An 11646-nucleotide genomic window follows, 5' to 3' on the forward strand; every position below is an offset into this window, starting at 1 on the left:
CGTCATCGTCGCCTCGACACTGCATCACCAGCGTCGAATCAGACCCCGCGATTCCGTGCAACATCAAAGTGCTCTAGCGGCCAAGACGACGGAGCTGTGCTTCCGGGAATACAGCGTTCTCTATAGCGGCATCTCCCGCACGCCGCTGGCCGCAGCCGAACATCTCACCCGCGAACGGACTGAGGATGCCCGGGGCCTGCAATGGGAGAACGCGTTCCACGAGGAGGAGCGCCTTCCGCCCGGCCAGCGGGCGCATCTCGCCAATTACGCCCGCTCAGGCTTTGACCGCGGGCACAAGGAGCTTTCGCGACTGAACCACCGTATGCTGGTGCCGACCAGCCTCTACAAGGCTGTTTACCTGCCCCTCACGGCAGGAGGCGGCCGCCTATGTCGCCCCAAATGCCCCGGGAATGGCGTGGCGCACCGTCTCACTGACTGAGCTGCGAGACCTTGCTAGGCTCAACGCCTTTCCAATCCTTCATCCGGATATGAAACTGTCCGAGCTAAGGCCGCACTGCAGCCGCGGAAGCTGCGGCGAGGCAGGGACGGACGCCCTGGTCACCTTGATGCACAGCCGGGCGATGGGGCTCCTTCGGGGATGCTGGCGCCACGAGGCTTCTGCCTGACGCCGTCCTGGCGCGCATCGCCATAATGCAGCTCGTTCAATGGTGAGTATCCGCTCGTTGAAGCAAGGATGAGGCCGGCTGCGCTGCAGTAGGCTCGCCTCCGTTTCGGGCTGCAGTCATTCTTTCGCCCTCAACTGCCGAGGGCGTCCGCCGAGGCACAGGCAGGACCCGGACGCCACGGCCAGCCTCGACTTGCGGCTGATGGTTGATGCCCGGAGCCCAACTCAGCCACGCTTGTCCAGAAGCTCAATGGCGCGGTTGTATAGCCCGTCGTCCACCCGGCAGCCGATCCAGGTCTCGCCGCGCGGTGGCTGCGGGCAGTGGCTCGGGCCCACCTCTTGGGTCACTACAGCGTCAATCAAGGCTCGCAGCCGGTCCGGGTGCTCGACCCTGCCGCCTGGGCCGAATAGGTCGAGGTCGTCGGTCGGCCGCAGCCCAACGGCTCGTGCCGCCCGCACTGCGCTTACTGGCGGGGTCGTCTGATTCTCCGGGCATCCGCCGCCTTCGCGCCGCTCGGCAGGGGGGACGGAAGGCGCGCCTGAGCAGTCCCCGGCGGGTGAGTAGCGCCCAAGGATGTCCGCAGCGGAGCGCGCTTTGTAGCGATCCTGGTATTGCCGGACGAGATCGACGAATGCACGGATTGCGTAGGCCGGATCCTCAAAGCTGGCAAAGCCCTGTGAGTTGGCAGCGGTCTGCCCCGCCCATCTTCCGGTGAGGTTGGGGCCCTTCAGTGCGACCCAATTGTTGTTGCGCAGTCCGAAGGGCGCGTTGTCTGGATCGAACGTCACCGGCCCGTAGGAGCCGTCGCCCGCCCGAGCCAGAAGGCCGTTGGCGGTTTGCTCTCCAGCGCGTTGTACCGCCGAGCGGTCTTGGGCCACCGCAGCGCTGGTCGAGAACAATGCCAAACTCACCGCCACCGCAAGGCCGGCCCGGGATCGTGGATGTGTCATGTGCTACCCTCTCGCCGCCGCCTGGGGGACGCTGGTCCGCACCCGGCTCGGGACCCAAAGCCTTCGCCGCTCAGAGGTTGCGCCGAAAGGTGTAGTCAGGCGGGGTCGTGGGAGTTGCCGCCCCACCATCGGAAGGCCTCGGCAGCCATGCCGCCGTCCTGGCTTTATGATGAGCTCTGGACATGGGGCGACGGGTTGTGGAGTTGCCCACCGTGCCGCAGCCAAACCACCAGGGCGGCGATCAAGGTATCACTATCTGCTCATTATTGCGACGTTAAGGTAACGTCAGCTGCAGCCAGGGGCTGGAACCCACACTGGCCCGTGACGCTGCTTGGCGAAAGCTCCGACAGCGATGTCGACGAATCTCGCGTCATACTCCGGGCGTTCTGCGGAGATCGCCGTCCTCGATAATGGATACCTATGTCAGAGAAAGATCAGGTTGTCCCTCGCCATTCCAGGCGGGGCGTCTCTTTCGGTGAAAAGCGGCACATTGTCACCGCGCCCCGGAAGAGGGGCTCAGTTACCACAGCCGGTCGGGTCGTCGAGGTTGTGCAGCTTGCACGTGGTCCATCGAGGCCAATGGAGGACCCTCCGCTTCACGCCTCGCAGGAGGCCCGTGCGCAGGCTTGGCCCAACGGGATTCGTTCAAATGCATCTCCGCCGGCTCCACAGCAAGCAGCGCATTCCACACCAACTGAGCCGACGCCCCCGATCGCGCATGTCAGGCCGATGTGGGAGCCATCAACGCAGCAGCCAGCAACAGCCGAAGGGAAGTCGGCCACAATCCCAGGCGTGACCCCTGTCGCGGAGCTTCTCGAACCACACGGAACAAAGTCGGGTTTGCCGAAGGTTGCGCGGCGTTTTGCGGATCCCTTCGCCGAGGATGATGACCGCGCCAACTGCATCCGCTACGGCTACCTGGTCGAGCAGAAGCGGGAAGCGCGCGGCCTGAGGACATGCTTGCAGTGCGGATGAAGGCTGCCTACCGCTGCACCGATCTTGGTGGCACCAGCTTCAGGCCAGTGCATGCATACTATGCACAGTAACTGACATTACCACGCATGGACGGCAGCGCTCGATGCTACAGTTACTCGAGATGATCGCAGCGGGGTGCTGGTGAGCCACTTGGCCGTTCTTGTGGGGGCTATGAGACCAAGGCCTACGTGATCGCCGACAGCGGTTCAGCCCAAACGTCCGTTCTATGGGTTGAAGCTCTGCATGGACCTCGCTGCTGTGGCCCCCGTTTAAATGTCGTAGGCTTGGTTCATGCCCGAGATCCATCACGTCGCCTCTGGCCGTGCCCTCCTCGCTGCGGACGTGATAGGGGAGGGCCCACCTGTGGTCTTCCTCCACAGCAACGCCGGAAACCGGCGCGAGTGGTATGGCGTCATGGACCGTCTCGGGCCGTCGCATCGGCAAGCTCGCGCTCGACGCCGCCCTGCGGCATCCCGCGCGCTTCCGTGGCCTTGTCCTCGTCGCGCCAAACGTGGCGGGCGCGCCGCCGCCAGAGTACTCGCGGGAGGTCGCGGCGGTGATGGCCTGGGCAGAGTTGGAGGAAGCCTCGGGCGATCCCGACCGCGTGGCCGTCGCGAAGGCCCAGCTCTGGCTCGACGGCCCGCTCGCGCCGGAGGGCCGGGTGTTGATTGCCACTGAGATCTGACCCGGGATCGCCATGAGGAATTGACCCGGGTTGTGGATGGAGGAGCGGGGTTTTCAGTCCTGTCAGGTGGGTTGTGGCTTCCTTTCGTGCTTGGCTTGGGTGGCGGAGCTGTTCCTGAAGCGGAAGCTGTCGTTGCCGGTCTCCAGGATGTGGCAGTGGTGGGTAAGGTGGTCGAGAAGCGCGGTAGTCATCTTGGCATCTCCGAAGATCGCTGCCCACTCACTGAAACTGAGGTTAGTGGTAATGATAACGCTGGTCTGCTCGTACAGCTTGCTGAGCAGGTGAAACAGCAGGGCGCCGCCTGAGGCGCTGAACGGCAGGTAGCCCAGTTCGTCGAGGATGAGCAGATCGGTATGGAGCAGGCGAGCGGCAATCTGTCCGGCCTTCCCGGCGGCTTTCTCCTGCTCAAGGGCGTTGACCAGTTCCACCGTGGAGAAGAACCGCACGCGCTTGCGGTGATGTTCAACGGCCTGGACGCCGAGCGCAGTGGCGACGTGGGTCTTGCCGGTGCCTGGCCCGCCGACCAGCACGACGTTGTCGGCTTTCTCCATGAAGGCGCCGGCGTGAAGCTGGCGCACCAAGGCTTCGTTGATCTGGCTGCCGGTGAAGTCGAAGCCCGTGAGGTCCTTGTAGGTCGGGAACCGTGCGGCCTTGAGCTGGTAGGCAATGGAACGGACCTCCCGCTCGGCGAGCTCCGCCTTGAGCAGCTGCAACAGGATGGGAACCGCGCTCTGGAAGGCGGGCGCGCCCTGTTCGGTCAGCTCGGCCGCGGCCTGTGCCATGCCGTGCATCTTGAGGCTGCGCAGCATGATGGTGATGGCGGCAGTCGCCGGATCATGACGCATGACGGCCTCCCTGCCTCGAGCGCAGGCTGTCGTAGCGGGCGACGTTGGCCTCGGGCTCCTGCGCCAGCACCAGGGCCTGGGGCGCCTCGATCGGCTGCACCTGGGAGGCCGCGCCGTCGGTCAGCCGGTGCAGCAGGTTCAGGATGTGGGTCTTGGTGGAGCCCCCGGCCTGCAGCGCCATCTCCACGGCGACCAGCACGGCCTGTGCATCGTGCTGGAGCACCAGGGAGAGGATCTCCACCATCTCCCGATCGCCGCCAGCCCTGCCGTGCAGCTGACGCTGCAACTCCCGGAACGCCTCCGGCAGTTCGGCGAAGGGCGCGCCGTTGCGCAGGGCACCGGGCTTGCGCTGAACGACAGCCAGGTAGTGACGCCAGTCGTAAACTGTCCGGCCCTGCCCGTGTGATCGCTCGATGATCCGCTGGTACTCGCAGATGACCGCCCCCTCAGCCACCACCACGATGCGGTCGGGATAGATCCGCAGGCTGACCGGGCGGTTGGCGAAGGAGGCGGGCACGCTGTAGCGGTTGCGGTCGAAGTGCACGAGGCAAGTCGGCGACACCCGCTTGGTCTCGTCCACAAAGCCGTCGAAGGACCGCCGGACCGGCATCAGGCAGTCCACCTCCTGCCGCCAGGCCACGGCGACGCTGCCGGGCTCAACCCCGTGCGGGATCTCCTCCCAGAGGGTGAAGCACCGTTGTTCCAACCAAGCGTTCAGCGCCTCCAGGCTGGCGACCTGGGGTATGGGCTGCCACAACCGGTGCCGGGCGTTCTGGACGTTTTTCTCGACCTGACCTTTCTCCCATCCCGAGGCGGGATTGCAGAACTCGGGCTCGAACAGGTAGTGGCTCGCCATGGCCAGGAAGCGGGCATTGACCTGCCGCTCACGGCTCGGGCCGATGCGGTCCACGGCAGTGCGCATGCTGTCGTAGATGCCGCGCCGCGGCACGCCACTCAGCACGCGAAAGCCGTGGTTGTGGGCGTCAAACAGCATCTCGTGTGTCTGCAGGAGGTAGGCCCGCACCAGGAATGCACGGCTATGGCAGAGCTTGAGGTGGGCAACCTGTAACTTGGTGCGCTCGCCGCTGATGACGGCATGCTCCTCGCTCCAGTCGAACTGGAACGCCTCGCCCGGCCCGAAGGCCAGCGGCACGAAGACACCGCGGCCGGAGGTCTGCTGCTGGCGCAGCCAATCATCCTGCCAGGCGCGTACAAAGGCAGCGACCCGTCGGTACGAGCCATCATAGCCGAGCCCGGCCAGTTCCGCGTGGAACTGCCGGGCCGTGCGTTTCTGTTTGCGCGGTCTGCGGGCATCCGTCCGCAGCCAGACTGCTAGCCGCTCGGCAAAGGGATCCAGCTTGCTGGGGCGATCAGGCGTCCTGAAAGCAGGCTCCACCGTCTCGGACCGCAGGTACTTGCGGATGGTGTTCCGCGACAGACCGGTCCGGCGGGCGATCGCCCGAATCGACAGGTGTTCCCGGAAATGCCAGCGCCGAATAACGCTCAACAACGCCATGTCCAACACTCCCGCCGCCTCCGCCCAGAAGGCCGAGGCTAGCGTCCGAACATGGGTCAACTCTCAGTGGCAACTTCACCCCAAACCGGGTCAGATCTCAGTGGCAATCAACAGTGTTCGGCAAGGTGTCATCAACCTTGATCCTGACATTGGATGTGGTTCGGTTGAGAACCAGCGAGACTAGCGGCGACCCTACTGTCAGTGTGCTTCCGTCACGGTTGCATGGATGAACTTCTTTTGGGGTGACACCCTGATCACACCGTCGTTAGAAGACGGGTATGCCAGCCCATCACAGCCTCCATGTCGCCCTGACGGCCGAGTTATGCCGGTTCGTCGAGCGCCTCGTCGCCTCCGGCCGCTATCAAAGCTCTAGCGAGGTCGTCCGCGCCGGCCTGCGCCTGCTCGAGCGCGGCGAGGCGCTGCCCCCCGAGCTGCCGGTTCACCAGCCTCTGATCGCAACCCCAGGGCACTCCGATGTACAGCCGCAAGGTTGACCTCGCCCGCCATAAGCTGCCGAGCCCAGGACGTCTTGCCGAGCTGGTGCTCGAGAGTTCGGCCGATTTTGCCGTCCTGACGATCTGCCTGGAAGGCACCATCACCAGCTGGAACAGCGCCGCCGAGCGGGTCATGGGCTGGGCGCAGACCGAGGCGGTAGGCCAGGACGCCGGCATGATCTTCACGCCTGAGGATCAGGCCGTAAGTGCCTGCGCGACGGAGATGGTGCAGGCCCGGAAAACCGGGCGGGCAGTGGACGAACGCTGGCATCTACGCAAGGACGGCAGCCGCTTCTGGGGCTCCGGTTCGATGACCCGGCTTGAGGATGACGAGACGGGCGAGCACATCGGCTATGTGAAGATCGTGCGCGACCGCACCGACCAGCATCTGGCCGGCGAACAGCTTCGGGCCAGCAAGGCGGTGCTGCGCAGCGTGCTGGAGAGCAGCGCCGACTGTCTCAAGCTCCTGACGCTTGATGGGCGCTTCACTTACATGAATGGCCCTGGCCTGTGCGCGACGGAGATCGATGACTTCGCGGCCGTCAGGGGCCAAGAATGGACATCCATCTGGCCGGAGGAGGAGCGGGGCAAGGTTCAAACTGCCCTGACCGAAGCCCGAGCCGGGCGGATTGGCCGCTTCCGAGGCTTGTGCCCGACCGCCAAGGGCCAGCCGAAGCGGTGGGATGTGCAGGTCACCGCGGTGCCGGGCGCGGATGGACGCCCTGAGCTTTTGCTGGCCTCCTCGCGCGACGTGACCGAGCGCGAGCAGTCATGGGAGGCCCTGCGGCTCAGCGAGGCCCGGTTGCGGGCTGCCCTCTCGATCCGGACGGTCGGGGTGATGTTTTGGGGCGAGGGCTTCCGCCTCACGGAGGTGAACGAGGCCTTTCTGCGGATGACCGGCTTCACCCATGAGGAGGCGCTCGGCAAGACCTGGCAGGAGCTGACCCCGCCCGAGTTCTACCCGTCCTCGCTCAAGGCGATCGACGAGGTCGCCACGTGCGGTGAGACCATCCCTTACGAGAAGCAGTACTACCGCAAGGACGGCTCGCGCTGGTGGGGTCTGTTCGCGGCACGGCGGATTGGCGAGGAGGTGGTCGAGTTCGTGCTCGACATCACCGATCGCAAGGAAGCCGAGGCAGCGTTGCGCGCCAGCGAGGAGCGCTTCCGAGCCCTGGTAGCCGCCACCGCGGCTACGGTTTGGGCTACCGATGCCAATGGCCAGGTGTGGGAGGACTCGCTGAGTTGGCGTGCCTTCACCGGCCAAACCCTGGAGCAATGGCTTGGCGCAGGCTGGCTCGATGCGGTCCATCCGGATGATCGTGCTCGGGCAGCTGAGGCATGGGCCGCAGCCGTTGCGGCGGGAACGCCGTACGACACCGATTACCGGCTACGCCGCACCGATGGCGAGTGGCGTCTTGTCGTCGCCCGCGCCGTCCCCGTCCGCGAACCCGATGGGACTGTCCGCGAGTGGGTCAGCATGGACACTGACATCACCGATCAACGCAGAGCCGAGGAGGGGCAGCGCGCCATCGAGGAACGCTACCACCTCGCGGTGCGGGCAACCAATGACGCGGTCTGGGACTGGGATCTGCGGCGCGATCTGATCCAGTGGAACGAGGCGCTACACAAGGCCCACGGTTACCGGTTGGGAGAGGTCGAGCCTTCCGGTGGATGGTGGTTCGAGCGCATCCATCCCGACGATCGCGAGAGGGTCTCCCGGTCGGTCCACGCAGTAATCGATAGCACCGAGAGCCGCTGGGCGGACGAGTATCGCTTCCAGCGCGCTGACGGCAGCTATGCCGATGTGCTCAACCGCGGCTTCATGGTGCGCAGCCCCCACGGCGAGCCCCTGCGCATGATCGGGGCCATCCTCGACGTCACCGAGCGCCGGCAGGCGGAGCGTGAATTGCGGCGCCTGAATGGTGAGCTCGAGGTCGAGGTGGCGCGCCGCGCCACTGAACTCCGGCGACGGGAGGAGGCACTGCGGCAAAGCCAGAAGCTGGAAGCCGTCGGCCAGCTCACGGGCGGCGTCGCGCATGACTTCAACAACCTGCTGACCGTGATCCGTTCCTCCGCGGAGCTGTTACGTCGTCCGGGCTTGCAGGAGGAACGGCGACGCCGCTACGTCGAGGCGATCGCCGAGACCGCCGAGCGCGCGACCAAGCTCACGCGCCAGCTCCTCGCCTTCGCCCGGCGCCAGCCCCTCAAGCCGGAAGTGTTTGCCCTGGGCGAGCGGGTCCAGGCCGTCGCGGAGCTCATCCGCCCCCTTGTCGGAGGGCGTGTGAGGATTGACGTTGCCCTCGAATGTCAGGGCTGCGCCGTTGAGGCCGATGCCAATCAGTTCGAGACGGCGCTGGTCAACCTGGCAGTCAATGCCCGCGATGCGATGGATGGCGAAGGACGCCTGACCATCCGGACCTGGCTCGCCTCCGCGGTGCCGCCGACGCGCGGGCATGCGGGCACGCCGGGCGCCTTCGTCGCGGTATCTGTCTCCGATACGGGGGCAGGCATGGCGCCGGAGATGCTTGGCCGGATCTTCGAGCCCTTCTTCACCACCAAGGAGGTCGGCAAGGGCACCGGGCTCGGTCTGTCGCAGGTCTATGGCTTCGCCAAGCAGTCGGGCGGCGAACTCCATGTCGAGAGCGAGATCGGTCGGGGCTCGGTGTTTACGCTCTATCTGCCTCGCGCCGAAGCCAAGCCCGTGGTTGAGCCGACACATCTTGGGGCCGAGGTCGAGGCCCCTGAAGTAAAGTATCGGAACGTGCTCCTGGTGGAGGACAACACCCAGGTCGGAGAGTTCGCCCGGCAGATGCTTGAGGACTTCGGCTATGTCGCCACCTGGGCGCCGAACGCCAAAGCCGCGCTGGAGCTGCTGGAGGAGGATGCGAGCCGCTTTGATGTCGTGTTCTCGGACGTGGTCATGCCTGGCATGAACGGGGTGGAGCTCGCAAAGGAGGTCCGCCGGCGCTGGCCGGAGCTGCGGATCATCCTGACCAGTGGCTACAGCCATGTGCTGGTGGAAGGCGGCGCGAAGGGCTTCGCCCTGCTGCACAAGCCCTACTCAGCCGAGGACCTGTCGAGGGTGCTTCACCGGTTAGGGTAGTGCCGATGCGAGCCAGATTTGGACAATGGGATGCGGCTCGCGGCGTGGAAGCCTCTCGCGAAGCCGGGAGAGAGCAAAGTTTAGAAACTTGCCGGCTTGGCTCAGGCTCGGTCACCTGTCAGCGTCATGTGCTACGTCGCATTATGATCAGGTAGGCCTATGTGATGGAGAGGATCGGGGACGGGAGCACCGCCGACGTAGAAGGTAGCCTCCACGCCGCAGCTCGATGGGGTGAGAGGCACGAGCTCGCAATCTTGCGCTCCGCCGTGCGAGCGATCGGCGAGGCAATTGTCATCACGGGCCCGGAGCTCGACCCTCCTGGACCACTTATCGAATACGTCGACCCTGGCTTCGAACGCATGACCGGCTATGCCGCACATGACGTCGTGGGGCAGTCTCCCCGCATTCTGCAGGGTTCTCTTACGGATCGGGACGTGCTGGCCCGCCTACGCTCAGCCCTTCGGGCTGGTAAGAGCTTTCAGGGTGAAGCGGTGAACTACCGTAAGGACGGCAGCACGTACACCGTCGAGTGGCTGATCACCCCTGTCGTGGAAGACGGGCGGGTCGTTCACTGGGTTGCCGCACAGCGCGACGTCACCGAACGCAAGCGCGCTGAAGAGCGTCAGAAGCGGATGGTCGACGAGCTCAACCATCGGGTCAACAACTCGCTCGCCGCTGTTCAATCAGTTGCGGCACAAACCTTCCAGGATGATCGGAGGAGTGTTGCGGAGGTTCGGGATGCCTTTCGGAGTCGGTTGCTCGCGCTGTCTCGGGTGCATGTTCTCCTCGCGCAGGAGTATTGGGAAGGCGCACCGCTTCGTGCGCTTGTTGAGCGGCAACTGATACAGCGCGGCGGCACTGCCGAGCGCATCAACCTTGCTGGTCCAGAGGTGCGGCTGCGACCCGGTGCCGCAGTGGCCTTCGGGATGGCCTTGCATGAGTTGAGGATGAACGCTCTGCGGCATGGTGCCTTGTCCGGGCCTGGCGGACGCGTCCAACTCCATTGGTCAATCAACCGAAATTCTGAACTCGAGCGTTTGCAACTTTCGTGGGCGGAGGAAGATGGGCCGCCAGTGCTCCGGCCAACCCGCCGCGGTTTTGGTTCGCGGCTGATTGAGCGCGGCTTGACGCATGGGCTGCGTGCCGGTGTGCGCTTGTTGTTTGAGCCTTCCGGCTTGCGCTGCGAAGTGGATGCGCCATTGGAGGCCGTTGCAGCCGTAACGCGCTGACCGCGGCGCCAGAAGAGGTCGGTGCTGACCGGCTCTGGCCGCTGTTGAGGACGGCGATACAACATAAACCGACCATGCAGCGCCTTGTCCGATCGGCGTCCGGCAGGTGGCAAGCTAGGCGCCTCACTGGGCATCACCTGCCAAATCTTCTATCCTCACTAGATCCTCTGGGCCGGCTCCGGCTCGATGGTGAGACGCTGCTGCGCCGCCGGCAGACGAGGCAGAGGGAGCAAAGGCTGCCGGCAAGCACGTGCGGCGCCAAGACAGGAGAGCGGCATGCCCGACCGCAAACAGACAGTCACGCGCCAGCGGGCTCTCGCCGATTTCGGCGACTTGGCGCTGCGCAGCGAGAGCCTCGATGAGGTTCTGGCAGAGGCCTGCCGCTTGGTGGCCGAAGCGCTCGGCACAGGGCGCGCCAAGATCCTCGAAATTGATGAGGATAGCCAGACGCTCCTGGTACGGGCGGGTGTTGGCTGGAATCCCAACATCGTCGGTGAACTTCGCCTTCTTATGGCCGAGCATTCGTCTGAGACCTTCGCAATTCTGGCCGGCAAGCCGGTCATCAGCCAAGACATCCGCAAGGAGGACCGGTTCGAGCTTCCCCCCTTCATGCAGGAGGCCGGAGTGATCGCGCTGGCGAATGTGCCGGTCTTCCTGCCTGGTGGACGGACCTATGGCTTGCTGCAGGTCGATGCCACCGAACCGCGCGACTTCGGTGCGGAGGATACGGAGTTTCTCCGAACCTACGCTACCATCCTCGGTCCCGTCATCGACCGCCTGCGCAAGGTGCGCAAGCTTGAGGCGACCGAGGAGCGCTTTCGTCTCATCGTCGACAACGCACTCGACTACGCCATCCTCGTCACCGACGCGGAGGACCGCATCACCGACTGGCTGCCTGGCGCGGAGGCCGTCTTCGGCTGGAGCTCGGAGGAGGCCGTTGGCGAGCCTGCCAACCTGATTTTCACTCCGGAGGACCGCGCGAATCACGTGGACCGGGATGAGGTCGAAACGGCGCGCCGCGAAGGCACTGCCCCAGACCGTCGCTGGCACCTGCGCAAGGACGGGGCGCGGGTGTTCATCGACGGCACCGTCAAGGCGTTGCGCGGCGACCGAGGCACGATTCGCGGATTTCTCAAGATTGGCCAGGACGTCACCGAGCGTCGCCGGACCGAGGAAGCGCTACGCGAGAGCGAGGCGCGGTTCCGCCACATGGCCGACAGCGC

General features: G+C 65.2%; 9 protein-coding genes. 6 read left to right on the forward strand and 3 right to left on the reverse strand.

The genetic code is table 11. The features are described from left to right. On the forward strand, nt 1-439 hold a 439-nt coding region (locus JMJ55_RS29735; protein WP_202829226.1), incomplete at its 5' end, for a DNA/RNA non-specific endonuclease. Nucleotides 440-850: 411 nt separating this feature from the next. Here the strand turns inward: JMJ55_RS29735 and JMJ55_RS29740 are convergent. Continuing rightward, entirely contained in the window at nt 851-1576 is a 726-nt protein-coding gene (locus JMJ55_RS29740; protein ID WP_202829227.1) for a hypothetical protein, read from the reverse strand. A gap of 1381 nt (nt 1577-2957) precedes the next feature. Between JMJ55_RS29740 and JMJ55_RS29745 the strand changes: the two genes are divergently transcribed. Then, entirely contained in the window at nt 2958-3236 is a 279-nt protein-coding gene (locus JMJ55_RS29745) for a hypothetical protein (protein ID WP_202829228.1), read from the forward strand. A 62-nt stretch (nt 3237-3298) separates the two neighbouring features. Here the strand turns inward: JMJ55_RS29745 and istB are convergent, their stop codons facing one another. Both istB and istA read right to left on the reverse strand, forming a co-directional pair. Further along, on the reverse strand, nt 3299-4081 hold the full coding sequence (gene istB, locus JMJ55_RS29750; RefSeq protein WP_202829229.1) for an IS21-like element helper ATPase IstB: 783 nt from the start codon (nt 4079-4081) through the stop codon (nt 3299-3301). Continuing rightward, nucleotides 4071-5597 (reverse strand): IS21 family transposase, encoded by a 1527-nt coding sequence (gene istA / locus JMJ55_RS29755; protein WP_202829230.1) that lies wholly within the window; start codon nt 5595-5597, stop codon nt 4071-4073. Before istA ends, istB begins: the two co-directional genes overlap by 11 nt. Nucleotides 5598-5875: 278 nt before the next feature. On the opposite strand from istA, the gene JMJ55_RS29760 reads away from it, so the two are divergent. The 4 genes from JMJ55_RS29760 to JMJ55_RS29775 all read left to right on the forward strand — a co-directional run. Beyond that, a complete protein-coding gene (locus tag JMJ55_RS29760) occupies nt 5876-6091 on the forward strand; it encodes a type II toxin-antitoxin system ParD family antitoxin (RefSeq protein WP_202829231.1) in 216 nt (71 codons plus the stop codon). Then, nucleotides 6072-9194 carry a PAS domain S-box protein gene (locus tag JMJ55_RS29765; protein WP_202829232.1) on the forward strand — a complete coding sequence of 1041 codons (3123 nt, stop codon included), beginning with the start codon at nt 6072-6074 and terminating at the stop codon, nt 9192-9194. The genes JMJ55_RS29760 and JMJ55_RS29765 overlap by 20 nt, the downstream gene beginning before the upstream one ends. Before the next feature lie 254 nt (nt 9195-9448). Beyond that, nucleotides 9449-10423, forward strand: coding sequence for an HWE histidine kinase domain-containing protein (locus tag JMJ55_RS29770; protein ID WP_202829233.1), 975 nt, complete (start codon nt 9449-9451; stop codon nt 10421-10423). Between the two features lie 276 nt (nt 10424-10699). After that, nucleotides 10700-11646, forward strand: a 947-nt coding sequence (locus tag JMJ55_RS29775) for a PAS domain S-box protein (RefSeq protein ID WP_202829234.1), incomplete at its 3' end; no start/stop codon positions are given.

Source organism: Belnapia mucosa (genome assembly GCF_016775475.1).
GTDB classification, from domain to species: Bacteria; Pseudomonadota; Alphaproteobacteria; order Acetobacterales; family Acetobacteraceae; genus Belnapia; species Belnapia mucosa.